General features: G+C 58.4%; 28 protein-coding genes. 15 read left to right on the top strand and 13 right to left on the bottom strand.

The window, feature by feature from the left end:
- Nucleotides 1-92: 92 nt before the first annotated feature.
- Complete coding sequence (locus QKE19_RS09045) at nt 93-305, top strand: helix-turn-helix transcriptional regulator (protein ID WP_042388872.1); 213 nt, start codon at nt 93-95, stop codon at nt 303-305.
- A gap of 2 nt (nt 306-307) precedes the next feature.
- The gene (locus tag QKE19_RS09040) at nt 308-850 is read left to right on the top strand and encodes a hypothetical protein (protein WP_150963367.1); all 543 of its coding nucleotides are present in this window, start codon (nt 308-310) and stop codon (nt 848-850) included.
- A gap of 135 nt (nt 851-985) precedes the next feature.
- Here the strand turns inward: QKE19_RS09040 and QKE19_RS09035 are convergent, their stop codons facing one another.
- From QKE19_RS09035 to QKE19_RS09025, 3 genes are all read right to left on the bottom strand, one after another.
- Nucleotides 986-1,246, bottom strand: coding sequence for an acyl-CoA carboxylase epsilon subunit (locus QKE19_RS09035; RefSeq protein ID WP_150963369.1), 261 nt, complete (start codon nt 1,244-1,246; stop codon nt 986-988).
- Nucleotides 1,243-2,871, bottom strand: coding sequence for an acyl-CoA carboxylase subunit beta (locus QKE19_RS09030; protein ID WP_016423283.1), 1,629 nt, complete (start codon nt 2,869-2,871; stop codon nt 1,243-1,245). The genes QKE19_RS09035 and QKE19_RS09030 overlap by 4 nt, the downstream gene beginning before the upstream one ends.
- Nucleotides 2,872-2,976: 105 nt before the next feature.
- Nucleotides 2,977-4,617 (bottom strand): acyl-CoA carboxylase subunit beta, encoded by a 1,641-nt coding sequence (locus QKE19_RS09025; protein WP_347890848.1) that lies wholly within the window; start codon nt 4,615-4,617, stop codon nt 2,977-2,979.
- A 126-nt stretch (nt 4,618-4,743) separates the two neighbouring features.
- On the opposite strand from QKE19_RS09025, the gene QKE19_RS09020 reads away from it, so the two are divergent.
- The 4 genes from QKE19_RS09020 to purE all read left to right on the top strand — a co-directional run bounded on the left by QKE19_RS09020 (nt 4,744) and on the right by purE (nt 7,984).
- Nucleotides 4,744-5,625, top strand: a complete 882-nt coding sequence (locus QKE19_RS09020) for a biotin--[acetyl-CoA-carboxylase] ligase (RefSeq protein ID WP_347890847.1) — start codon at nt 4,744-4,746, stop codon at nt 5,623-5,625.
- Complete coding sequence (locus QKE19_RS09015) at nt 5,609-6,070, top strand: PH domain-containing protein (protein ID WP_016423280.1); 462 nt, start codon at nt 5,609-5,611, stop codon at nt 6,068-6,070. Before QKE19_RS09020 ends, QKE19_RS09015 begins: the two co-directional genes overlap by 17 nt.
- Before the next feature lie 33 nt (nt 6,071-6,103).
- A complete protein-coding gene (locus tag QKE19_RS09010; protein WP_141737812.1) occupies nt 6,104-7,390 on the top strand; it encodes a 5-(carboxyamino)imidazole ribonucleotide synthase in 1,287 nt (428 codons plus the stop codon).
- Nucleotides 7,391-7,507: 117 nt separating this feature from the next.
- Nucleotides 7,508-7,984: a 5-(carboxyamino)imidazole ribonucleotide mutase gene (purE, locus tag QKE19_RS09005; protein ID WP_042389458.1), complete on the top strand. Its 477-nt coding sequence runs from the start codon at nt 7,508-7,510 to the stop codon at nt 7,982-7,984.
- 20 nt (nt 7,985-8,004) lie between these two features.
- Here the strand turns inward: purE and QKE19_RS09000 are convergent, their stop codons facing one another.
- The 7 genes from QKE19_RS09000 to rpmB all read right to left on the bottom strand — a co-directional run bounded on the left by QKE19_RS09000 (nt 8,005) and on the right by rpmB (nt 12,522).
- Nucleotides 8,005-9,615 carry an FMN-binding glutamate synthase family protein gene (locus QKE19_RS09000; RefSeq protein ID WP_049171310.1) on the bottom strand — a complete coding sequence of 537 codons (1,611 nt, stop codon included), beginning with the start codon at nt 9,613-9,615 and terminating at the stop codon, nt 8,005-8,007.
- A gap of 53 nt (nt 9,616-9,668) precedes the next feature.
- Complete coding sequence (locus tag QKE19_RS08995) at nt 9,669-10,394, bottom strand: TIGR03089 family protein (protein WP_049171307.1); 726 nt, start codon at nt 10,392-10,394, stop codon at nt 9,669-9,671.
- Nucleotides 10,395-10,441: 47 nt separating this feature from the next.
- Nucleotides 10,442-11,377, bottom strand: a complete 936-nt coding sequence (locus QKE19_RS08990) for an AEC family transporter (protein ID WP_049189712.1) — start codon at nt 11,375-11,377, stop codon at nt 10,442-10,444.
- 165 nt (nt 11,378-11,542) lie between these two features.
- Complete coding sequence (rpsR, locus tag QKE19_RS08985) at nt 11,543-11,794, bottom strand: 30S ribosomal protein S18 (RefSeq protein ID WP_005511410.1); 252 nt, start codon at nt 11,792-11,794, stop codon at nt 11,543-11,545.
- Between the two features lie 14 nt (nt 11,795-11,808).
- A complete protein-coding gene (rpsN, locus tag QKE19_RS08980; RefSeq protein ID WP_005511414.1) occupies nt 11,809-12,114 on the bottom strand; it encodes a 30S ribosomal protein S14 in 306 nt (101 codons plus the stop codon).
- Nucleotides 12,115-12,117: 3 nt separating this feature from the next.
- Nucleotides 12,118-12,282, bottom strand: a complete 165-nt coding sequence (gene rpmG, locus QKE19_RS08975; protein ID WP_005511413.1) for a 50S ribosomal protein L33 — start codon at nt 12,280-12,282, stop codon at nt 12,118-12,120.
- A 3-nt stretch (nt 12,283-12,285) separates the two neighbouring features.
- Complete coding sequence (gene rpmB / locus QKE19_RS08970) at nt 12,286-12,522, bottom strand: 50S ribosomal protein L28 (RefSeq protein ID WP_016423274.1); 237 nt, start codon at nt 12,520-12,522, stop codon at nt 12,286-12,288.
- A 456-nt stretch (nt 12,523-12,978) separates the two neighbouring features.
- Between rpmB and QKE19_RS08965 the strand changes: the two genes are divergently transcribed.
- The 6 genes from QKE19_RS08965 (at nt 12,979) to QKE19_RS08940 (ending at nt 18,051) form a co-directional block, all read left to right on the top strand.
- On the top strand, nt 12,979-13,245 hold the full coding sequence (locus QKE19_RS08965) for a type B 50S ribosomal protein L31 (RefSeq protein WP_005511390.1): 267 nt from the start codon (nt 12,979-12,981) through the stop codon (nt 13,243-13,245).
- Nucleotides 13,246-13,266: 21 nt separating this feature from the next.
- Nucleotides 13,267-13,440, top strand: coding sequence for a 50S ribosomal protein L32 (gene rpmF / locus QKE19_RS08960; protein ID WP_005511439.1), 174 nt, complete (start codon nt 13,267-13,269; stop codon nt 13,438-13,440).
- A 242-nt stretch (nt 13,441-13,682) separates the two neighbouring features.
- Nucleotides 13,683-14,375 (top strand): response regulator transcription factor, encoded by a 693-nt coding sequence (locus tag QKE19_RS08955; protein ID WP_005511429.1) that lies wholly within the window; start codon nt 13,683-13,685, stop codon nt 14,373-14,375.
- Complete coding sequence (locus tag QKE19_RS08950; protein ID WP_258225759.1) at nt 14,375-15,931, top strand: HAMP domain-containing sensor histidine kinase; 1,557 nt, start codon at nt 14,375-14,377, stop codon at nt 15,929-15,931. The genes QKE19_RS08955 and QKE19_RS08950 overlap by 1 nt, the downstream gene beginning before the upstream one ends.
- A 158-nt stretch (nt 15,932-16,089) precedes the next feature.
- A complete protein-coding gene (locus QKE19_RS08945; protein WP_069359643.1) occupies nt 16,090-17,409 on the top strand; it encodes a trypsin-like peptidase domain-containing protein in 1,320 nt (439 codons plus the stop codon).
- Nucleotides 17,410-17,553: 144 nt separating this feature from the next.
- Nucleotides 17,554-18,051, top strand: coding sequence for a molybdopterin-binding protein (locus tag QKE19_RS08940; RefSeq protein WP_224433575.1), 498 nt, complete (start codon nt 17,554-17,556; stop codon nt 18,049-18,051).
- A gap of 293 nt (nt 18,052-18,344) precedes the next feature.
- On the opposite strand, the gene mscL is transcribed toward QKE19_RS08940, so the two are convergent.
- The 3 genes from mscL to QKE19_RS08925 form a co-directional block, all read right to left on the bottom strand.
- Nucleotides 18,345-18,761, bottom strand: a complete 417-nt coding sequence (gene mscL, locus QKE19_RS08935; protein ID WP_016423268.1) for a large-conductance mechanosensitive channel protein MscL — start codon at nt 18,759-18,761, stop codon at nt 18,345-18,347.
- Nucleotides 18,762-19,013: 252 nt separating this feature from the next.
- On the bottom strand, nt 19,014-19,559 hold the full coding sequence (locus QKE19_RS08930; protein ID WP_224433571.1) for an SAF domain-containing protein: 546 nt from the start codon (nt 19,557-19,559) through the stop codon (nt 19,014-19,016).
- 105 nt (nt 19,560-19,664) lie between these two features.
- A complete protein-coding gene (locus QKE19_RS08925; RefSeq protein WP_347890841.1) occupies nt 19,665-20,339 on the bottom strand; it encodes a 5-formyltetrahydrofolate cyclo-ligase in 675 nt (224 codons plus the stop codon).
- A gap of 132 nt (nt 20,340-20,471) precedes the next feature.
- Here QKE19_RS08925 and QKE19_RS08920 point away from each other — a divergent pair, with 132 nt between their 5' ends.
- The 3 genes from QKE19_RS08920 (at nt 20,472) to QKE19_RS08910 (ending at nt 23,460) form a co-directional block, all read left to right on the top strand.
- Nucleotides 20,472-21,446: a UTP--glucose-1-phosphate uridylyltransferase gene (locus tag QKE19_RS08920; protein WP_016423265.1), complete on the top strand. Its 975-nt coding sequence runs from the start codon at nt 20,472-20,474 to the stop codon at nt 21,444-21,446.
- A gap of 79 nt (nt 21,447-21,525) precedes the next feature.
- Nucleotides 21,526-22,797: a gephyrin-like molybdotransferase Glp gene (gene glp / locus QKE19_RS08915; RefSeq protein WP_005511382.1), complete on the top strand. Its 1,272-nt coding sequence runs from the start codon at nt 21,526-21,528 to the stop codon at nt 22,795-22,797.
- Between the two features lie 30 nt (nt 22,798-22,827).
- A complete protein-coding gene (locus tag QKE19_RS08910; RefSeq protein WP_187400375.1) occupies nt 22,828-23,460 on the top strand; it encodes a GNAT family protein in 633 nt (210 codons plus the stop codon).
- The last annotated feature ends 160 nt before the right edge of the window (nt 23,461-23,620 follow it).

Genomic DNA, 23,620 nt, shown 5'->3' with positions numbered 1-23,620 from the left:
GCCCGATTGTAAGAACAGGCAGATTTTTTAGATGGCAGCTGCCTTCTAACGATGTAAAGTAAAGTGGACATCAAGTTAAAGAAAGTACACAGATGAGTGGGGAAGAACGTTCGAACCAGGTCAGGAGATACCGACGCTGGTTGGAGCTGAGCCAAGCAGATTTAGCCGCGCAGGTGGAGGTCTCGCGGCAAACCATTGCAAATATCGAGCGGGGAAATTACTCGCCTTCGGTGTATTTGGCGTTGCGTATCTGCAAGGTCCTGGGAAAAACAGTCGAAGAAATTTTTGGTGAGGAAGGATACTGACAATGTCCTATGCGGATGTCGTAATTGAACGCAACAGCGCCACGGTGGACGATGAGTATCAGCAAATGTTGCTGCATAAGTCCTACACGTACGGGTTCACAATGATGATGTGGGCTAACTACGTGCTTGCAACGGTACTGATTTGGCTCATTCCAGAGCCAAAGATGGTGGGCGTGACAGTGGCAATCATCTTGATGCCGCTGGTTGGACTCCTGTTTTCGCAGCGGTGGTTGCGACGTCAAGTGCCAATGCCGAAGATTAATGGTCTTACAAAAGGCGAGATTGCAGCACTCGTAGCCGTTATTGGGCTGTGGCTGATTGGTTTTATCAGAGTGCAAATGCTCTCTGAGGCAAGCGCTGGTGGGGCACTATCGGAATCGTGGGGATTCATTGCCGGCGCGGTGGTGGGTGCTGCCATCGGTCTGGCGTTTGTGTATTTCCTGTTCAAGGTGGTGTGGCCGGTAGCTCGCAACCGTGATCAGCGCCGGCTGGACCGGGAGCTCGATGACGAGTGTGATGGCGAGTCGCTGGGTGAACAGGGCTAGTAATAAGCAGTGGTCAAGGCTAAGGCAGTAACAAAAACCAAAGCGCCACCATCGGAAACCCGATGGTGGCGCTTTGTGCTAGCGAATCAACGCAGCTAGCGTGCGGTAACGACTACGCGGTAAGCGGTAGCTGTACTAGTAGAAATGGACGTTGCGGAACGTGCCCGGTACGTGCTGGTGCGGCTGGTGGAAACCCTCTTCCAGCCGACCCCAGTTGTTGCGCGGGCCGCGGTCCTCTGGGGCGCCGCCGGCTGCTGCCATACCTGCGAACAAAAGCGCGAGCGTGGCGGTTTCAGCGTCAGACGGGTTGCCCTTGAGGACGGACATGAACGGTGCAGCCGGGGCTGCAGCGGCGTCCTTGCCTTCGGTTGCTGGGGTGTTTTTGGAATCGGTCACAGCGGAATGTTCCCATGCTTCTTGGCGGGTACGTTAACAACCTTGCGATCCAGCAGACGCAGACCCTCGATGATCTGGCCGCGGGTCTCGCTCGGCGGGATAACGGCGTCGATGAAGCCGCGCTCAGCAGCCATGTACGGGTTGACCAGGGTGGCCTCGTACTCTGCCTCATACTCCTTCTGCAGTGCGACGACATCCTTGCCCTCGGCCGCAGCAGCCTTGAGCTCCTTGCGGTAGATGAAGCCGACAGCGCCGGAAGCACCCATGACCGCAATCTGAGCGGTCGGCCATGCCAGGTTGATGTCAGCGCCCATGTCCTTGGAGCCCATCACACAGTAAGCTCCGCCGTAGGCCTTACGGGTGATGACGGTAATCTTCGGGACGGTGGCCTCAGCATATGCGTACAGCAGCTTGGCGCCACGGCGGATGATGCCGTCGAACTCTTGGTTGGTGCCCGGCAGGAAGCCTGGAACGTCAACCAGCATGATGATCGGAATGTTGAAGGCGTCACAGGTGCGGACGAAGCGAGCCGCCTTCTCGGATGCCTTGATGTCGAGGCAGCCAGCGAACTGAATCGGCTGGTTGGCGACGAAACCGACCGAGCGACCTTCCACGCGACCGAAGCCGATGACCACGTTCTGTGCGTAGTCCTCCTGAATTTCCAGGAAGTCCTCGTCGTCGACCAGACGGGTGATGACGTCCTTGATGTCGTACGGCTGGTTTGGGGAGTCTGGAATCAGCGTGTCGAGCTCGAGGTCAGTCTCAGTGATGTTGTCAGCGATGGAGCCCTCGAACGGCTCAGCCTCCATGCGAGGAGCCTCAGCGCGGTTGTTGGACGGCAGGTAGCTGACCAATTCCTGAACGAAAGTCAGAGCGTCTTCGTCATCAGCGGCGGTGTAGTGCGAAGTACCGGAGGTGCTCATGTGAGTACCAGCGCCACCCAGCTCTTCCTGTGTGACCTCTTCGCCAGTGACGGTCTTAATAACGTCCGGGCCGGTGATGAACATCTTGGAAGTGCCATCGACCATGACAATGAAGTCGGTCAGGGCCGGGGAGTAGACGTGGCCACCAGCGCAGGCGCCCATGATCAGGGAGATCTGTGGGATAACACCAGAAGCCTGGGTGTTTCGGAAGAAGATCTGGGAGTAGAGGCCGAGGGAAACAACGCCCTCTTGGATGCGGGCACCAGCACCCTCGTTGATGCCGATAATTGGGACACCGGTCTTGATGGCCAGATCCATGATCTTGACAATCTTTTCACCGTAGACTTCACCGAGCGCGCCACCGAAGATGGCGCCGTCCTGCGAGAAGACACAGACCTGGCGGCCATCGATGGTGCCGTAGCCTGTCACAACACCGTCAGTGACAGGGCGCTTGGCGTCGAGGCCGAAGTTCTTGGAGCGGTGACGTGCGAGAGCGTCAACCTCCACGAACGAGCCCTCGTCCAAGAGGAACTCGATGCGCTCACGAGCGGTCATCTTGCCCTTGTCGTGGACGCGGTCAATGCTGGCCTGGCCCATTGGAGCCTGGGTCTCTGCGAGACGGGCTCGCAGATCGGCCAGCTTTCCAGCAGTAGTGGTCAAATCCGGGGTTTCACCGGTTGATGTATTTGCGGCAGTCGTCATACCAACTAGTTTACGTTTCGAAAACGGGGGGAGGTAGTTGGGGGCAATCGCTGTTAACAAAAGTAGGGGTAATGACTAGCTCGTTGTACAGCAAAAAGCCTGCTCTTACAGTGGAATATTGCCGTGCTTGCGCGCAGGCCACGGTACTTTCTTTGAAGTTAGAAGGCGCAGATTTTTTATCACTCGAGTTCGTGTCTCGGAGGGGAGGATGACTTCATCAATTAACCCCCGTTCGGCGGCACGATAAGGCGTGAGCATGTGTTGCTCGTATCCCATTTCCAGTTCAGCAATGAGTTCTTTCACACTCTCGGGAGTGCCAAATCTATCGGCCGCTGGGTCTGCTGCGAGAGCTGCTTCGGTGGCGGTTCGAATCTCGGCACGATGGAGGAAGCGTACTGCGCCTGAGGCGCCCATCACGGCGATCTGTGCCGTCGGCCAAGCCAGATTTACATCCGCGCCGAGCCCCTTTGATCCCATCACGCAATACGCGCCGCCATAGGCTTTGCGCATGGTGACGGTGATTTTAGGAACGGTTGCTTCTGCATACGCATAGAGCAATTTAGCGCCACGGCGCAGAATTCCCTGGTGTTCTTGATTTGAACCGGGGAGAAAGCCGGGTACGTCTACGAGAAAGACGAGTGGAATGTTGAAACAATCGCAGGTTCGGACGAATCGCGCGGCCTTCTCCGCTGCATCGATATCTAGGCAGCCCGCGAATTCCATGGGCTGATTAGCGACAAACCCAACAGATTGACCGTTGAGACGGCCAAGGCCAATCACGACATTGGCTGCTCGGTTTTCCTGGATTTCCAGGAACTCCGCATCGTCGCAAAGCGCGTAGATGACTTCGTGCACGTCGTACGGCGTGGATGGGCTGTCGGGAATGAGACTGTCGAGGGTGCGATCGGTGTCGGTGATTTCGTCACTGGCATCGGAATCCCAGCTGGGCGCGGGGGAGGTTGTGTTGTTGGGGAGGTAGTCGAGCAAATCGCAGACCCAGTCGAGTCCATCCTGCTCGCTAGCGGCGGTGTAGTGGGAGCTTCCGGCGATCTCCATATGGGTGTCGGCGCCGCCGAGCTCGTGCTGGCTGATTTTTTCGCCTGTGACTGTTTCGATTACGTCAGGGCCGGTGACGAACATACGGGAGTTTTCCTCCACCATGACAACGAAGTCCGTCAGTGCTGGGGAGTAGGCATTTCCGCCCGCGCAGGCGCCAAAAATGACTGAAATCTGCGGAATGACGCCGCTGGCGCGAACGTTGTGGTGGAACGTCTGGGCAATAAAGTCCAGTGAGACTGCGCCATCTTGGATGCGGGCGCCGGCGCCTTCGTACATGCCAATAAGGGGGCGGCCGGTAGTGATGGCAAGTTCCTGAATCTTGACCATCTTTTCGCCGTAGACCTCTCCGAGTGCACCACCGAAGATTGTGCCGTCCTGAGAGAAGATGCAGACCTCACGGCCGTCTATGGTTCCCCAGCCGGTGATGATTCCGTCGGTCACGGGGCGTTTGGCTTCCATCCCAAATGCGGTAGTGCGGTGGCGGGCTAGCGCATCAAATTCGACAAAAGATCCTTCGTCCAGCAGGTAGTCAATGCGCTCGCGGGCATTCATGCGCTCAGTCAGTTTGAGCTTGTCGTAGCCCCGCGACCCCATCGGAGTCAGTGCAGCAGTGCGTCGGCGTAGAAGGTCTTCATTGAGAAAAGCGGTGGTGTGTTGCTCCGCCGCCAAACGTGAGGAAATAGTCATGTTATGGAATGTAGTGTTTGGGAAGGAAAATAGTAAAGCAGGCGAGCTGTGATGATTCTCACGCTGTCGAGCTCTTGAGAAAGGTCACGACTCAGTGAATCCGGCCATGGCGCTAGACTGCTGTGCATGACCAACCCCAGGATTGTTGCTTCCCGCAAGCCTCTTGACGCCACGCGTGTGCGCGCAGCCGCGCCGGGCTGGAATTCCATTGAGGTTGTCGAAACCACTGGTTCGACCAACGCTGATCTTCGGAAACAGGCGGCACTGGGGCAGGTGGCAGATCTCAGTGCGCTTATCGCCTCGGAGCAGACCGCAGGTCGCGGTCGACTGAGTCGTAGTTGGACGGCCCCGAAGGGTGCGTCCATTGCACTCAGCGCGCTGCTGCGCCCGGAAGGGCTCGCACCCGAGCAACTGGGTCTGTTGCCGTTAGTCGCGGGCCTCGCAGTTGTCGATGCTGTTGTGGAAGTTGCGGGTCTTGCGCCTGAACGCGTTTCCCTGAAGTGGCCGAACGATGTCCTGGTTGACGGTCGTAAGCTCTGCGGAATTCTGGTGGAGGCCGCGTCGCTGACACCGCCAATTCTCATTCCGGGAATCGGCATCAACGTTTCCCTGCAGGAAGATGAGCTGCCGGTGCCACACGCCATTTCGCTATACCTGGCGGGAGCGGAAAACCTCGACCGCGACGACATCTCCGCTGGTGTGCTGCGTGCGCTGGGACGTCGTCAAGCGCAGTGGCGAAAGGGCGATGCGGAGCTGCTGCGGGACTACGAGGCGGTGTGCGCGACCATCGGTTCGAACGTGCGCGTGGAGTTGCCGGGGGATCGCGTGCTGGTGGGCAAGGCGGTTGGCGTGCGTGCCGACGGCGAATTGATCGTCACCGATGAAGCTGGCACAAGTCACTTTGTTGCGGCCGGTGACGTGTTCCATGTTCGTGCCACTGACGGCGGCTATGCGTCCCCGCAGGCTGATTCGGAGCGGGGGGTAGTGCTGTATGGCCTTTCCCGATGATGAGTTGGACACGCGCGAGGCAATTCTGCTGGACACCAATCCAACTTTTGGTCGGCTGGTGTGGCCGCTCTTGGAACTCATGGTTATCACGGGCGTCTGCTGGTTGCTGATTGGTTTTATCGACGGCCCTGGGATTGCTCCGGGAGATCTGCAAGGTGTGCGTCAGCTGCTGCTCTTCGCGTGGCTGGGGCTTATTCTCTGGCGCGTCGTTCGTCCGGTACTAAGTTGGCTGGGGGAGCGGTTCGTACTGACTGATAGGCGAATTATTCTGCGCCGTGGCATTCTGCGCCCGCAGGTGGTCTCGATTGATCTGCGTTCGGTACGTGCGGTCAATCGCAAGGGCGGCGTGCTGTATCTGCACACCCGCAGTTTCGGCCCGCCGCTGGCTGTAGAAGATATTCCCAGCTCCCGCAAGGTGGCTAAGTTGGTCTCCCGGTTGACTTAGAATTTTGGGTCATAACCTACAATCAGGGGTGTGATTGCTTCGGATACCCCTGAAAACTCCACTAATTCCACTTCTAATTCCGCTGCAGCGCTAACTGCTGCGCAGCATCCCGCGCATGCTGATGGCGTGCCGGTTGTGGCGGTGATTGGTGACGGTCAGCTGGCTCGTATGATGCAGACTGAGGCCATTGAGCTGGGACAGTCCATCCGTTTGCTCGCCGGTTCGCCGGATGCTTCCGCAGCGCAGGTGTGTGCGGACGTTATCATCGGCGACTACCACGTCTGGGAAGATGTTGAGCGCGCTGTCGCCGGTGCGCAGGCCGTGACTTTCGACCATGAGCACGTTCCCACCGAATTCCTCAACAAGCTGACCGAGATGGGCTACTCGGTTCAGCCTCAGCCGTCGGCGTTGCTGTACGCGCAGGATAAGCTGCTGATGCGCCAGCGCCTGGAGGAACTGGGCGCTCCAGTACCTGCCTACGCTGCAATTGAGTCCGCCGAGGATGCCGAAGCATTCTTCGACCGCGTTGACGGTGCCGTCTGCCTGAAGGCTCGCCGCGGCGGTTACGACGGTCACGGCGTGTGGTTCCCGAAGGACCGCGAGGATCTGCGTGCGCTTGTCGACGAACTGCTGGGCAAGGACGTGCCGCTGATGGCCGAGCGGAAGGTCGCGCTGGTTCGTGAGTTGTCGGCCATGTGTGCGCGCACGCCGTCGGGCGAGGTCAAGGCCTGGCCGGTCCTCGAGTCCGTGCAGCGTGACGGCATCTGTGTTGAGGCAATCTGCCCGGCGCCAGGGCTTGCCGACGACCTTGCGAGAGCGGCCGAAAAGCTCAGTGTGACCATCGCTTCCGAGCTGGGAGTAACCGGCGCGCTGGCAGTTGAGCTGTTCGAAACCGTCGATGCTGACGGCAATCCGGAGATTTTTGTCAACGAGTTGGCCATGCGGCCACACAACACTGGTCACTGGTCGCAGGACGGCTGTGAGACCAGCCAGTTTGAGCAGCACCTGCGTGCAGTTGCTGACATGCCACTGGGTTCCACTCGCCCGACTGCGCCGGTGACGGTAATGGTCAATACGCTCGGTGGCGATGAGGCCTCGGATGTACCTATTTCACAGCGTTTTGCTGAGGTATGGCGTCGTTTCCCATCAGCGAAGATTCACTGGTACGGGAAGGATTGGCGCCCTGGACGTAAGCTGGGGCACGTCAACCTGTGCGGCTACGACGCAAGCCCGGAAGGCATCGCGGAGACCCGGCGGGTTGCCAACCTCGCTGCTGGCTACATCGTCGATGGCGTGTGGGCAGACGGCTACACCGCATAGGTGGCTGGCGCTGTATAAGAATTAGATTGCTATCTCAAGGAGACAACATTGGCTGAAGCAAACCAGGTGGCAAGCCCGAAGTTGGCCAACGTAACCGGTCCGCTGGTCGGTCTGATTATGGGGTCGGACTCGGATTGGCCGACCATGGAGCCCGCAGCGGAGGTCTTGGCTGAGTTCGGAATTCCCTTTGAGGTAGGTGTGGTCTCTGCACACCGCACTCCGGAACGCATGATTGACTACGCAAAGTCCGCCGCTGACAAGGGGCTGCGCTGCATTATCGCTGGCGCCGGTGGTGCAGCACACCTGCCGGGCATGGTTGCGTCGGCCACTCCGCTGCCGGTTATCGGCGTGCCACGCGCGTTGGAGAACCTGGAGGGTGTCGATTCCCTGCTGTCAATCGTTCAGATGCCGGGCGGCGTTCCGGTGGCAACCGTCGGTGTGGGCGGCGCTAAGAACGCTGGCCTGCTGGCTGTGCGTATTCTCTCGGCCGGTTACCCGGAGCTCATTGTGGCGATGGAGAACTACCAGGCCAACATGCGCGATGAAGTTCTGGCGAAGGACGAGCGTCTGCGCAAGAAGCTGATGGGTGAGTAGGGCGCGCAACCAGCCCCGAACTACCCGCGCATATGAACTGCGGGGTAGTGGAACGTGTCCGGGTCGGCAGTCTCCCAGGCTTCGGCCCAGTTGTGGAAGCGAGTTCCGCTCAGCAGCTCGCCTGGCTGCAGCCAGTTGTAGAGCTCCGCGTAGGTCTCACCGACCTGCTCATTGGTGCGCCGCAGCAGGTGGGACGGCCCCAGCTCAGAGAAGCTATTCAGGCCCATCGATGCCAACAGGCTAGCTGCTTCCGCGACCGTGGCATTGTGATAGTTGGCCACACGCTGACCCTTGTCGTCGACATCCAGGGCCTTCCACAGGCTCGGATCCTGGGTAGCCACACCCACCGGGCAGGTGTTTGTATGACATAGCTGAGATTGGATACAGCCGGTGGCCATCATCATGCCGCGAGCCGAGTTCACAAAGTCAGCACCGATGCACATGCGCTTCACAATATCGAAGCCAGTAATGACCTTGCCGGACGCACCGAGCTTAATGCGATCGCGCAGACCGGCACCTACGAGCGCGTTATGGACGAGAATCAGGCCGTCGGTAAGCGGCAGGCCAACGCGGTCGGAGTATTCCAGCGGTGCAGCACCGGTGCCGCCTTCAGCGCCGTCGACGATGATGAAGTCCGGGGTGATGTTCTCTTCCAGCATGGCCTTGCACACGGCGAGGAACTCAAGCTGGGAGCCAACACACAGCTTGAAACCGACCGGCTTGCCACCGTTGAGCTCGCGCATGGTGCCCATAAACCGAACAAGTTCACGCGGGGTGGAGTAGACGCGGTGGTACGGCGGGCTCATCACACCCTTGCCAACTGGTACGTGGCGAGTAGCCGCGATTTCCTCATTGACCTTGTGACCTGGCAGCATGCCGCCGAGTCCAGGCTTTGCGCCCTGGCTAACCTTCAGATAGGTTGCCTTGACCTGCGGAATCTTAGCCTTTTCGCGGAAGAGCTCCGGATCGAAGTCGCCATCCTCGGTACGCGCACCGAAGTAACCGGAACCCAGCTGCCAATAGAGGTCGGCACCATACTTCAAATGGTAAGGGCTGATAGCGCCCTCGCCGGTGTCCTGTACGAAGTTGCCCAGCTTCGCGCCCTTATTCATTGCCATGACAGCGTTAGGGGACAGAGAGCCGAAACTCATGGCTGAGATGTTGAAGATAGACGCTGAGTACGGCTGGGCGCAGTCCGGACCGCCAATATCTACGCGCGGATCCTCGATGACGTGCTGGCTCGGCGCCATCGAGTGGCGGACGTACTCGTAGCCGGGCGCATTAATCTTTCGCTCAGTACCGAATGACTTCTTCGAGGACAGCCCCTTCGCACGCTCGTAGACCACGGTACGGGTATCGCGGTCGAATGGAGCGCCGTCGAAGTTGCGTTCGATGAAGTACTGCTGCATCTCAGGGCGAATGGTCTCACCCATGTAGCGCAGATGGCCGATGACCGGGAAGTTCCGCAAGATGGAGTGCTTCCTCTGAAGCATGTCATAGATAGCCACAACATCCAGGAAGAGGATGAAGGCCATCAGAATCCACCACCATGGGCTCAGATCCCATACAGCCAGTGCGCCCAAGACGTTGATGAGGGCGAGAATCGCAAGAATATATGGTCGGGTAATCACGGTTTCCAGGTTATCGCGACTACTTAGAGCGCTTCTCGACGGGACAGCTGCGACTAAATCACACGGGCTTTTTCGGCCGTAGAAATAGCAGTGACACGCTCGCTATCGCCACCGCGCACGACGACGGCAGCACCTCCACGAACCCAAGCCGACAGCACATTACATGCCCATTTATCTGCGGTGACCTGTGAAGAATCAGGCACCAGCCAGCCGTCGGAAACGACGCGGGAACCGGGCGTGAGCTGCATCTCGTCCGCATAATCGCCAGCAGATGAAAGCAGTTCTGCAGCCGACTTTTCCCCAATAACGGGGGTTTGGTCGGAGTCCGGGCCTGCGCCTAGATATGCGTCTGGGTGGAAACGAACTTCCGGACCAAAGTCAATGACTCCCGGTGGAATATCATCACCGCATTCCACGACACCGCGGCCAAAGGGATCGTCGGTAAGCACTGCGAGGTAGGCATCTGGGAACTTCTCTTCCCACGTGCTGACGTTGCTGACAGTGGTGAATACGACCAGCGGCTCCTCATCGCTAACGGTGACGCCAGCACGCTCGCAGCCCAGGATGATGCAGGCGGACTGCCAAATCAACGGCAAGTCAATCCATACTTGGTCTCCGGCGACGAGGTCGAACTCATCGTGCAGCATGTTGGCGATCTTGCTGGCCCAGTTGTCCAGAGTTTGGGCCGATAGATCAGTACGACCGCCGGTAGTTTCGTCATAACAGGTCAAACGAGGCACGGACGGGTCGGCCTCGAGAAGTGTCTTCAGAATCTCCACGCCTCCAAGGGTAACGAGATTCTCTCCAGGCCGTCGGGAAGAGTCCCCTAACTCAACAGCAGGGTGAACAAAAGGACCGTCGGCAAGCAGGCGATTGTCGTAATCACGCCACAATCGCGCGCCTGTTCAAGGTTCCGGCCGAAACGGGAGGCGAAGGTGTAGACGTTCTGGGCTGTCGGCAGGCCGGCGATAATCACAGCTGCCAGCAGCGCATGCCCGCTGAGACCAAAGACAAAATGGCCGAACAGGAGAGCCAGCGCGGGGTGCAGGAAAAGCTTCAGCGTAGACGCCACCACGACGGCGCGACGAGGGGAGCGGCCGGCTTCCATAAACGGCATGCCATGCAAACTAATACCGAAGGCCAAAAGTGCCATTGGCACCGCGGCCTGCCCCAATAGCCCCACTGGATGCGCTACGAACTGAGGTAGTTTGATAGCAAACGCATTAACCGCAAGTCCCACCATCGCCGCCAGAAAGATCGGGTTCTTCAGCGGTGCCATGATGACATTGCGCGGTCGGAAATGGCCGCGGTTAGTGAGGATTTCCAGCACGGTCATGGAAGCGGGCGCATAGAAGGCAATCTGAAAGATAAGGGCTGGGACGACGGCGGTAGCGTCGTGAAGCACTGCGACAGCGATGGGCACGCCGAGATTAGCGACGTTGTTGTAACTCGACGACATCGCGCCGACCACAGCATCGGCGCCGCGCTGTTTGAACATGGGTGCCACAAAGATCCGGTAAAACGCCGCCGTGCCAAGCGCCGACAGTGCCGCGACGCCAAACGCCGAACCGAAGATGCTCGCCGAATCCGCCGTCGCGAGCGTGTGCGCGAGCATGCACGGCATCGCAATCCAGAACACGACCATATTCAGGGTAAAAGATGCCCGCTTATCGACGATCTCACTGCGCCCAAACAACCAGCCAACAATGATCAGTACTGCGACGGAACCAAAGCCGGTGAATATTTCGGTGAGAGCGGGCATAAGTGCATATTTTAGACAATAAAAAACGGACCCAATCCAATCCCCTTGGTGGGGAAGGACTGAGTCCGTTTTACGCTGTTATCGCATGTATCGTCATGCGGCCAGCGCGTAAATAAGGCCTTTCGGCGGGTATTCGAATGATCGGCTCCCGCCGACCAGCCATCTTTAGCGGCTGGTGAACGGCAGGAGTGCCATCTCGCGGGCGTTCTTCACAGCGGTAGCGACCTGGCGCTGCTGCTGCGGAGTCAGACCGGTGACGCGGCGGGAACGAATCTTGCCACGGTCAGAGATGAACTGGCGGAGCAGGTTAATGTCCTTGTAATCAACCTTCTCAACGCCTGCGGCCTTGAGCGGGTTCTTCTTCGGGCGGCGGGACTGCTCCATCCGCGCCTTCTTGTTAGAGTGATTGCGCTTCATTGGTGCTCCTCGACTTACCAGCTGGACTTACGGACGCCCGGGAGTTCGCCACGGTGGGCCATCTCACGAACGCGGACACGGGACAGACCGAACTTGCGGAGGTAGCCGCGCGGGCGACCATCTGCAGCGTCACGGTTGCGGACGCGAATCGGGGACGCGTCACGCGGCTGACGGTTCAGCTCGTACTGTGCGTCCATGCGCTCTTCGTCAGTGGAGTGCGGGGACTTGATGATGCGCTTCAGTTCAGCGCGACGTTCTGCATAACGAGCGACGATTTCCTTGCGCTGCTCGTTCTTGGCAATCTTGGACTTCTTAGCCATGAATTAGCGCTCCTCGCGGAATTCGACGTGCTTGCGGACAACCGGATCGTACTTCTTAATGGTGATACGGTCCGGGGTATTGCGCTTGTTCTTACGGGTCACGTAGGTGTAACCGGTGCCCGCAGTGGACTTCAGCTTGATGATTGGACGAATGTCATTACGTGCCATTTTTTAGATCTTCTCCCCACGTGCACGAATCTGAGCAACAACAGCCTCGATACCGTACTTGTCGATGGTCTTCAGACCCTTCGGGGACACATTCAGAGTGATGTGACGCCCCTCAGAGGCGAGGTAGAACTTCTTACGCTGCACGTTGGGGTTCCAACGGCGCGACGTGCGCCGGTGGGAGTGGGACACGGTCTTGCCGAAAGACGGCTTGCGTCCCGTAACCTGGCAAATCGCCGACATAGGGATTCCTTTGCTTCCTTGCCGCCCAATGCCGACATCACTGGTGCGCCACGCCGGACTATTGAATAACCGAGGAATCCACCTGGCCTTTTCCGGGGCGCTGCCCACTGACACTCGACGCTGAGCGCGTAAACGAATAACTAGACAACAGCGAGAGAACAGTTTACACACGAGTTGCGGGATAACCTAATCGCTGTTCCACTGTGGTTTTCTCGGTGCGACTCTCGAGTGTCGTCATAGAGTTCGTGCTTGTCGACGGGCGTTAGTGCAGGGCCCTTTTTTAATTTTCGGGCTCGAGCCTGTAATATTCCATCGAGTGTCACATGCCGGTTTATAGAAATATTGACCCGGTGCGTGTCATTGTAAGTCGTGTTCGTACCCAACTCAGGCACGATTCTCTCACTCTTAGCTGGGGGAAAGCGACCTGAAGTTCAATCCTGAGGGAAACGAGAATTAATGAAGAAGGACATCCATCCTGATTACCACCCGGTGGTTTTCAAGGACGCAGGCACGGGTCACTCTTTCCTTACCCGTTCCACCGCCACCTCCGACCGCACTGTCGAGTGGGAAGACGGTAACGAGTACCCGCTGATTGTCGTTGACGTCACCAGCGAGTCGCACCCGTTCTGGACCGGTGCTCAGCGTGTCATGGACACCGCTGGTCGCGTCGAGAAGTTCCAGCGCCGTTACGGTAACCGCATTCGCCGCGCGAAGAAGAACTAAGAATAGGAGGGGAATAAGAAAATGGCAGTACCAAAGCGTCGCATGTCGCGTGCTAACACCCGCGCTCGCCGTTCCCAGTGGAAGAGCAACAACGTCGCTCTCCAGGAAGTCAAGGTAAACGGTCGCGTCTACAACGTTCCTCGTCGCATCGCCAAGGCTGTTCAGCTCGGCCTGGTTGACGTCGAGAAGTTCTAACGCGCATCTTTTAGGATGCTGACAACGTTCCTCGCTGAACCGAAGAGCGCTTCGAGCGCCCAGAGCGCGTTCAGTGTGTAAGGAACAGTTGATAAAGAGCTTTTTAAACCTCACCCCATCGCTTGTACTCGGCGATGGGGTGAGGTTTTTCAGTTCTATGGCCAGGTTTTATGGGAGCACTCTCACGAAGAATCTGTGTCACATTTACACTCACCTTATATTTTCAAGGCACAATGGGCAGTATGAAGATTTTGGTAGTTGATGACGATCAAGCGGTACGCGAAGCGTTGCGGCGATCGTTGACTTTTAATGGCTACACGGTCGAGCTCGCCGAGGATGGCGCAGAGGCCTTGGAAAAGATTGCCAAGGATCGTCCGGATTTGGCCATTTTGGATGTCATGATGCCGAAGCTGGACGGCCTGGATGTTTGCCGTCGGCTGCGCAGCGAAGGCGATGATCTGCCGGTCATGATGTTGACTGCACGTGATTCGGTCTCCGAGCGCGTAGCTGGTCTTGATGCCGGCGCAGATGACTACCTGCCCAAGCCGTTCGCATTGGAAGAGCTGCTCGCTCGTGTCCGTTCGCTACTTCGTCGTTCTGCTTTGGAAGTGCCTGCGATGGAGGATGCCGCAACTCTGCAGTTTGAGGATCTCTCCTTGGACCCGGAAACTCGTGAGGTCTTCCGCGGTGAACGCCGCATTAGCCTCACTCGTACAGAATTTGCGCTGCTGGAATTGCTGATGAGCAACCCGCGGCGTGTACTCTCCCGTACCGCCATCTTGGAGGATGTCTGGGGCTATGACTTCCCGACGTCCGGCAATGCGCTGGAGGTCTACATTGGTTACCTGCGTCGTAAGACTGAGGCAGAGGGAGAGCCGCGTCTGATTCACACCGTTCGTGGTGTCGGTTATGTGATGCGGGAGACCGCACCGTGATGTTGCGCCGTCGTCGTTCGACCGGCGGTGGCGTGCAATCAAATCAGCGTTCTGCCACGGAGGTCAATCCGGGGCAAGGTACCGTCGGTAAGCAAGAGAAGTCCGCGAATACTGAGACGATGGCAGGGGAATCGCTTCCCGGCCTGCCGCGGAGCTCGCGTATCCCTTCGCTGCGTTGGCGGCTGACTATTCTGACAGCGCTCATTGTGGCGATGTCGGTGGGGCTGATGACGCTGGCTGCATTTTTTACTGTGCAGGCAGCGCTATACCGCGAGGTGGACAGTAACCTCCGTAGCCAGGCGGAAAAGCTGCTGATGTCACCGTACGCTTCGGAGTTTGCCATTGGCCCCTCCTTTGAAGCGGACTCGAACAGGATTCTGAACCCCGATTTGGACGCGGTGTACTTTGCCCACGGCAGTGTGGCGGGCAAAGGCGGTGGCTCAATCTCTATTGGTGGCCCCGAACTTGCGGTGTTGCGGGGGAATCGACAGGAATCGATTCGCACCGATGAGTACAACGGCCGTCGTGTATACGCCGTCCGCTCCGAAGACGGTGCGACGCTGATCCTTTCGCAGGATCTGAGCTCGACGCAGTCGGTCTTGAAAGCGCTCAGTGCAGTGCTGCTGAGTATCTCTGCTATCGGAATCCTCTTCGCAATCGGATCAGGTATTACGGTGGCAACAACGGGTCTGCGCCCGGTCACTCGGCTGCGCATTGCTGCGGAGCGGGTGACGGAAACCGACGAGCTGCGCCCAATCCCTGTGGAGGGCGACGATGAGCTTGCACGCTTTACCCGCAGCTTCAATGAGATGTTGGCTGCACTTCAAGCGTCGCGCATTAAGCAAGCGGAGCTGGTTGCAGATGCTGGTCATGAGTTGAAGACTCCGCTGACGTCGTTACGCACAAATATTGAACTGCTGATGATGGCCTCCCGTTCGGGAGCGGCAATCTCGGATGAAGATCGCGCGGATCTGGAAGCTGACGTCATCGCACAGCTGGAAGAGCTGTCGACGTTGGTCGGCGACCTGGTTGATCTGGCACGCGAAGATGGCCCGCAACAGGTTATTGAGCATGTCGATGTCGACGAAATCATTTCCACGTCGCTGGCGCGTGTTGAGCGTCGTCGTCCGGATATTACCTTCGATGTGCAGACAGCTCCGTGGTATGTCTACGGGGATTCGGCGGGTCTTGGTCGCGCAGTTTTGAACTTAATGGACAATGCTGCAAAGTGGTCGCCAGAAAATGGCACCGTGCGGGTTCGTCTAACGCCGCTCAGCGAGGTTGTCGCTGAGTTCACGGTGGCGGACTCGGGGCCAGGTATCCCGAAGGAAGATCGAGACAAGGTCTTCGAGCGTTTCTACCGTTCCATTCAGTCGCGGTCGATGCCTGGATCCGGCCTGGGCTTGGCCATTGTGAAGTCGGTCATCGTCCGCCACGGGGGCACGATTACTGCCGATGAGTCCGATGATGGCGGTGCCTTGATGCGAGTGACTCTGCCGGGCAGTCCGCACAGCGGAAAAGGCGAAGACTCCGATTCAGCTCAAGAGCCTAGCTAGAAACGCATAACCCCACGTCAAAGCTGATGTAATCCCCGCTGCGCGCGGCCTTTTAAGGAAGTGCGTGGCGGGGATTCGGTGTTTCATTCGGGGAATTATCGGCGAGACCGCAGACTGCTCTCAGCCAATTGTTAGACAGACAGTGCAAGGTATTACGTATGAGCAACTCTTTCAACGATTCCTCGCGGGGAGATGAGCGGGGACACTACTCCTCGCAATCTCACAACTTCAGCGAGAACCGTGCCATTGGGGATGCTGGTGAGACGAACCAGTTTTCTGTCAATGAGCGCGGCTGGGAGAATTCCCACTACAACACCATCCCGTCTCAGCCGAACGGCGCTTACGGAGGCGGTTCAGAGTGGGACGTTGCGGCCAATCAGCAGAAGACCAAGGGTGCCCAGGGGGCTAAGGGCATGGGGGCGCTGGCAGTCGCTGCCCTGATGCTGTGCTCGGCCGGTATCGGTGGCGGTGTCGGCGCATGGGTAGTTCACAACTCGCAGTCGTCGGCCCCCGCGGACAACGCGCTGGATAAGCCTGCGGAAACCCGTCAGGTAGCAGCAGCTGAGGGGTCCGTGGAGAAGGTCGCGCAGAAGGTCCTTCCCAGTGTCGTCTCCATCACCACTGCCTCGGAGCGGGGCACGGCGTCGGGGTCAGGCTCCATTCTGTCGTCCGACGGTCTGGTGCTGACGAATAATCACGTCGTTGCAGGCGCGGGTCCGGACGCACATATGGAAGTCCTGCTTTCCGACGGCACCACGCACCCAGCAACTCTGGTTGCAGGGGATGCGGCTACGGATATTGCCGTTATTCGAATTGAAGGTGTTAACGGGCTGCGACCAATCTCGCTGGGCAACTCCTCGCAGGTTCAGGTTGGCCAGGAAGTGGTGGCCGTTGGTTCGCCACTGGGACTGACCTCCACTGTTACGCAGGGCATTGTCTCCGCTAAGAACCGTCCGGTGACCGCCGCTGGTGAAGACGGTCAGTCCTCGGTCATTGATGCAATCCAGACCGATGCGGCGATTAATCCGGGTAACTCCGGCGGAGCGCTAGTGGACATGGAAGGCAACCTCATCGGTGTGCCCAGCGTGATTGCCTCTAACAGTGAGGCATCGGAACAGGCGGGCAGCATTGGCCTTGGTTTCGCAATTCCGGTTAATCAGGCTCGTCGTATAGCGGAAGACCTGATCGATTCCGGCAAGGCGCGGATGCCTGTCATTGGCGCCCAGATCGATTCGCGTCCGATTGCACGTGGTGCACTGGTGCGAGAGGTAACGCCAGGTGGCCCAGCTGATAAAGCGGGGCTGAAAGATGGTGACCTGATTACCAAGGTTGATGACCGCACACTTGACAACGGCGTTGCACTAATTGCGGCTATTCGGTCGCATCGAATCGGGGATTCTGTCACACTTACAGTTACAGATGAGCGAGGCGGCAACGAGCGAACGGTCGATGTCACCTTGGCAGAAGCCCAGGATTGATAGGCAGCGTGGTGGAGTGAGTACCTCACCATCTGTAGAAGAGTTTTCGAGTGAAACTTCGAGTGAAAAGCTGTGGGAGAAAGCGAGACAGAGCAGATGAGTGAAACCGTGAGTACTGAGCCAAGTGACGTCAACCTCGCTGAGATGGAGCGTCTTATCAACGACGACGGCCAGGTCCGAAATGCGTTCGTTGTCCTCGTGGGCGACCATTTCGAGAACCCGGATGGTGCGGCTTCGCTCATGGTTGAGCTGTTGGAAGAAGACGGCTACTCGGTCGATGCCGTGGTCAGCACGGGTGCAGTGAAGCGTGAGATCCGGAAGGCTCTAGATACCGCTGTTGTCGGTGGCGCAGATTTGGTCGTCACGGTGGGTGGTGTTGGAGTTGGTCCTCGTGCGAAGACTCCGGATGCCACTCGCAAGGTTCTCGATGTGCGGCTGCAGGGCATCGAGCAGGCTATTCGTAACTCCGGTATGGGAGCTGGCGCCTTGGATGCGGGGCTGTCCCGCGGTTTGGCCGGTGTGTCCGGTCAGACAGTGATTGTCAATCTCGCGGAGTCTCGCGCTGCAGTGCGCGATGGCATGGCGACAATTCTCCCGCTGGTCTCACATGTGCTTGATGACCTCTGCCGCTGGAGCGTCTAGGAATGGGCGACGCCAAACATCCCAATCAGCCCGAGCAAGAGCAAGAGCAAGCCGCGCCGCGCAGTGGCAGCCGTAGGCAACGTCGTCGCGCAGGTGCACCGGCGAAAAACTTTGCCCAGTCACGCAGTGCGAAAACTGCGCGCACAGTGCACTATCACGATGAATCCCCGGAGGATGCTCGTGATTTTGATGCGGACTACTGGACAAAACAGCGCCCACCCCATTGGGGATGAGCGCTGTGTAAAAAGCGTTAGTTAGCTTCTTATCGGAAGCTCGCAACTAGCAGCTAGAGGCTAGTTCAGCTCCGTCTTCGGCTTGCCGTTCTGCTCTGCCAGCAGGTCACGAATCTCAGTCAGCAGGTCAGCCTCGGTGACCTCCGGTTCAGCGGAGGTCTCCAGACGAGCCTCACGCATCGCGTTGAACTTGTTCATCGGAGCAACGATGACGAAGTAGACAACCGCTGCGACCAGCAGGAAGTTGATGACTGCGGTGATGACAGCTGCGAAGTCAAGGTAGGTCGACGGGTTGCCGCTGATGATTTCGAAGCCAAGGCCAGTGACCTCAGCGCCACCGATGGTGTTCAGCAGCGGCTCGAGCAGGCTGTCGGTGAAAGCAGTGACGATTGCGGTGAACGCAGCACCGATGACAACACCGACCGCCAGGTCGATGACGTTGCCGCGCATGATGAACTCTTTAAAGCCCTTAAGCATAGGAAATTTCCTTCTGTAGAAACGGAACAAACCAAACGAGACCTGTGAGTCATCGTGTTGCTCATGGCAGGCCCATACGATTTTGAGAAACGGGGCAGTGCGATATCAGGCAGTGCCACTCTTCTTCGCTCTAATCGTAGTTTTGAATTGCCTGGCCATTGTATCCCCGCACTAAGTTGTGGGACAAGTCAACTTTCTGCGAAAAACACTGTTCAGGACCATAAAATCTTTGAACCAGTGAGATTTTGGTCACTAACCCGCGAGTAACAGTGTGAGCGGAGATGCTAGCGATGTCGCAGCCACCACCTCCGCGGCGCCGGTGGGCAGAGCGACCAAGACCACCTCATCGTCGACGATGTTGACCACCCTTGCCCCGTGTGCAAGCGGCGCCGCCACCCCGCGCTCATCCGCTGTCGACACAATATCCACGCTGTCACCAGTGCGAAGAGCGGACACAATGCCCGCATCAGTCAACGTGATGGCAATAATTTTGCTTTCCGACGTCCCCGTCAGCGACTTGGCAAGTGACGGGCCGACCATTCGCTGCTCTGTAATTATCTCTCTCGGTGACATGCCGGTGGCCAGGGTGCGTCCCCGCACAGAGGCGATGTCCGTTACGGCTCCACCGGGAACGAGCTCCCGGGGAATGTCCTTGAAAGCCACATCTTGTTCTGCCACCGATGCGCCAGCGGCAATGGATTTGGCGCTAACCACTACCCGAATATGGCCGCTGCGGGGTGTCAATGACTCCACCGCCGCCAGGCCGACTGCGCATAGGAAAACAGTGAGGGCAACCATCCGCCGAATAGTTGTGGGGCGGAGCTTTCGGAATGGACGCGGAAACCGGGACGAATATTTTGGGCTCATATTAAGTTAGGCGCGAAAATCCCGGAATCGGTTCCATTAAATCTGTGAAATCCCCGCTGGCGTGATCACATAATCGGCAGGAATGTCGTGCTCATCGTAGGCAAGCTCCGTGCGCAATTCGGTGTTGAAAACCGCAACAGCGATGACCGCAGTTCTCGCTCCATCCGTATCGTCGTCGCGTCGAGCGAAAACCAAGCTGCGATCGTAGTAACCAGCGCCACGCCCTAACCGCATCCCGGTTGCGAGGTCGGCCGCAACTGCCGGCAGAATAATGGCGTCGGCAACACCCAGCTCAGCTGGGCCAGCAGAGTCTTCCACCGAAACAGGTTCTAAGAGTCCAAATCGGCCCTTGTGGAAGCTGCCGTTGTAGTAACCCCAGTGCAGCGGTTGTGGTGGACCGGGCGGGCAGACGGGAAGCAGAATTCGTGCTCCGGGAACCGCGTTGGCCAGAGCTTCCACAAAGCCCTGGCCGGGCTCACCACCAGTCGAACTAGAAACGCTTGCGCCGGGTTCGTCGCCAGCGGGGACATAGGCAGCAATGATGGGTTTTGCGAGGTCGCCGACGGTATTGGATAACCATTCTTGCAACCGCTGTACCAGTGCTTCGTCGTCAAGCATGCGCTCACGCTGCCCCTTGGCGGCGCGTGCGGCGAGTACCTCGTGCCGTGTGCGGGCTTTGAAATCAGACGTGGTTTCGGGAAGCGGAGCCATACCTGCAAACCTACTCTGTCAGGTAGGGAAGCGACCTCTGTCGTCAGCGCAGGAGAAAATTTCTGATTAATGCGTTGAAAAAGCGGGGTCAGCCTCCGAGCAAATGGAAGTTATATAGGTATCGTTGCCATTATGGTCTCATCGTCTAAAGAGTCTGGTTCGGACATGACTACTCCGGTTCGAACTGTCATCGTTCCTGCCGCGGGCATGGGTACGCGATTCTTGCCTGCCACCAAGACAGTGCCGAAAGAATTGCTGCCCGTAGTTGATACGCCGGGCATCGAGATGATTGCTGAAGAGGCCGCCGCCACTGGTGCGCAACGCCTGGCTATTGTCACAGCGCCGAGTAAGGATGGCGTGCTTGGGCACTTCGACCCGCGCCCGGACCTTGAGCAGACTCTCGCCGAGCGCGGCAAGGACAAAATTGCAGCGAAGGTACGCCGCGCCACCGAGGTTATCCGCGTCGAATCCGTTGTCCAGGATCGACCGCTGGGCCTGGGGCATGCGGTGCTGGTCGCAGAGCCGCTGCTCGAAGACGATGAGGACAGCGTTGCTGTCATGCTTCCCGACGATCTCGTGCTCCCAGTGGGCGTGATGGATCGGATGACGGAAGTGCGCGAGCGCTTTGGTGGTTCGGTGCTGTGTGCGCTGGAAATTCCTCATGAAGAGGTCTACAACTACGGTGTCTTCGATATTGAGGACGCCACCCCGGCGGAGTCTGGTGAGCTCGGTGCTGACGCGGCCGACGCTGATGCCTGGGACGATGTGAAGCGAGTCAAGGGCATGGTGGAAAAGCCGGACCCTGCGGATGCTCCATCCAACTTCGTTGCAGTCGGACGTTACTTGCTCGATCGCGCCATCTTCGATGCGCTGCGTCGCATCCCGCGCGGTAAGGGCGGCGAATACCAGCTCACCGATGCAATTGAGCTGCTGATTCAAGAGGGGCATCCGGTTCATGTGGTCGTTCACAAGGGGTTCCGCCATGACCTGGGAAATCCTGGTGGCTTCATTCGTGCTTGCGTAGACTTTGGACTCAGGCATCCGGACTACGGCGAGGGGCTGCGCGACTACATGCAGCAGCGTCTGGCGCAGGATGAACAGGCTTAAAGCCTTTTTATAGAGGCTTGTACTGAGAAGCTGAATAGCCATAAAGCGCACCGCGGGTTGGTGCCGAGGAAGGTAAAACATGCGTTCTGTGGAAGAACAGTTGGCGGCAATCACCGCACACGCTGTGATGCCTGATCCTGTGCGCGTTGCTATTTCGGAATCCCTCGGCATGCTGTGCGCTGAGGATGTCATCGCTGAGCAGCCGTTACCGGGATTCGTGCAGTCAGCAATCGATGGTTATGCGGTGCGCGCTGTCGATATCGTCGGCGAATCTGGTTCTTTACCTCCGGATGCGCGTCAGAGTGATGTTGATTTTCGCGAGGTTGAGCTACCTGTTGTCGGTGAGGTGACAGCCGGCTCTCACCATCCGATGCGGCTACAGCCGAAGCAGGCCGTGCGCGTACAAACTGGTGCGCCGCTGCCATCGCTTGCCGACGCCGTCGTGCCCCTAAACTGGACCGACCGCGGTGGCCGTCGAGTTAATGTTCTCCATCCGGTCTACTCCGGTGATTTTGTGCGCAAGGTCGGTGACGACGTGCAGCCGGGTGACGTGGCGGTGTCCTTGGACTCGGTGATTTCGCCGTCACAGGTTGGATTGCTGGCAGCGGTGGGGCGTTCGAAGGTTTTGGTGCACCCCAAGCCACGTATGTCCGTGATTTCCATTGGTAATGAGTTGGTCGATGTTGACCGCACACCGGGGCTCGGTCAGGTCTACGACGTCAACTCCTACGCGCTGGCTGCAGCCGGCCGCGATGCTGGGGCTGAGGTACACCGAGTGGGTATTGCCACCGGTGAGCCCCGCCGCATCCGGGAAATCATCGAAGGCCAGCTCATTCGCAGTGAGCTCTTGGTCATCACGGGGGCTGTCGGCGGTGCTGCGGGTGAGCAGATTCGCCGTGTGCTGGCTGAATTGGGCGAGGTTGATGTTTCCCGCATCGCTATGCATCCTGGTTCAGTCCAGGGCTTTGGTCTGCTGGGAGATGACAAGATTCCAACGTTCCTCCTGCCGTCGAATCCGGTCGGCGCATTGGTCGTTTTTGAGGTCATGGTTCGTCCCCTCATTCGGCTGGCGTTGGGGAAGCGCAATCCCCGCCGCCGCGCTGTCACCGCTCGTGCTGTCGGCCCGATTGAGTCGGCGGAGAAGCGCCGTGGCTACATCCGTGGCCAGCTCATGCGTGACCGCGAGACCGGCGAATACATGGTGCAGCCGCTGGGAGGTTCCGGCGGTGCGCAAGCCCACCTTTTGGCCGGTATGTCGGAAGCCAACAGCCTCATCGTGATTCCGGAAGACGTGCTGCACGTGCGTCCGGGAGATGTAGTTGACGTGCTGTTCATGGCGCGCCAGGCCTAACCTCACTCCACTACCGCGAGTATTGTTGCTGTGCGTACTTCTCGTCTAGTAACCAGTGGCGGCCGAGTCCGCCTGCGTGTGCCAGAGCGCTCTGATGCCTCTGCATGGCGGGCACTGCGGCTGCGCGACGAGCCCATTTTGCGCCTCGTGGAGCCAACCCTCGAGGACGACTGGGCTAACGCCCACAGGGCTTCTGTTTTCCGCCGTAATCTGCGCAGTTGGCGTCGTTCAGAGGCTGCGGGAGACATGATTGTCTCCACCATTGAGGTAGACGGCCAGTTCGCCGGCATGCTCACACTCGGCGGTATTACGCCTTTCCCCGTCGCTCACGCCTGGATTGGTTACTGGGTCGGCAGCGGCTTTACATGTGGAGGGGTCGCCACTGCTGCAGTGGCGTTGGCGTCGGATTATGCCAAGAGAGTTGGCGTCCACCGAATTGAAGCGACTGTGTTGGACAGCAATGTCCCGTCGATACGCGTGCTGGAAAACTGTGGGTTCGAGTACGAAGGCGTGGCGCGGGAAGCCTTCCATATGGATGGCGCGTGGCGCGATCATCTGACCTATGCGCGGGTGGGGGAGGACAGTGCAGTGGACCTCATCGTGGCGAGTGGTCGTGCGCAATATGAAGAGGCGGAGAAATACCCACCGCAACGGCGCGCCTGAGTAGTCTGAGTAACACACGCCGATAGGGTGATGACAACTCTACTATTGGGCGAATTCGCTCTAGATACGCTGACTGCCTTCGCAAATGCCTCTGTGGAAGGGCATGTGGGTGGCGTATTTGGGCCGGGGAGAGACGGCGAAACCCCGGGCGAAATCGCAA

Source organism: Corynebacterium sp. c8Ua_99 (assembly GCF_039907185.1).
GTDB lineage: Bacteria > Actinomycetota > Actinomycetes > Mycobacteriales > Mycobacteriaceae > Corynebacterium > Corynebacterium jeikeium_D.
The sequence above is the reverse complement of the archived record's forward strand: the minus strand, read 5'-3'. Positions and strand labels throughout refer to the sequence as shown.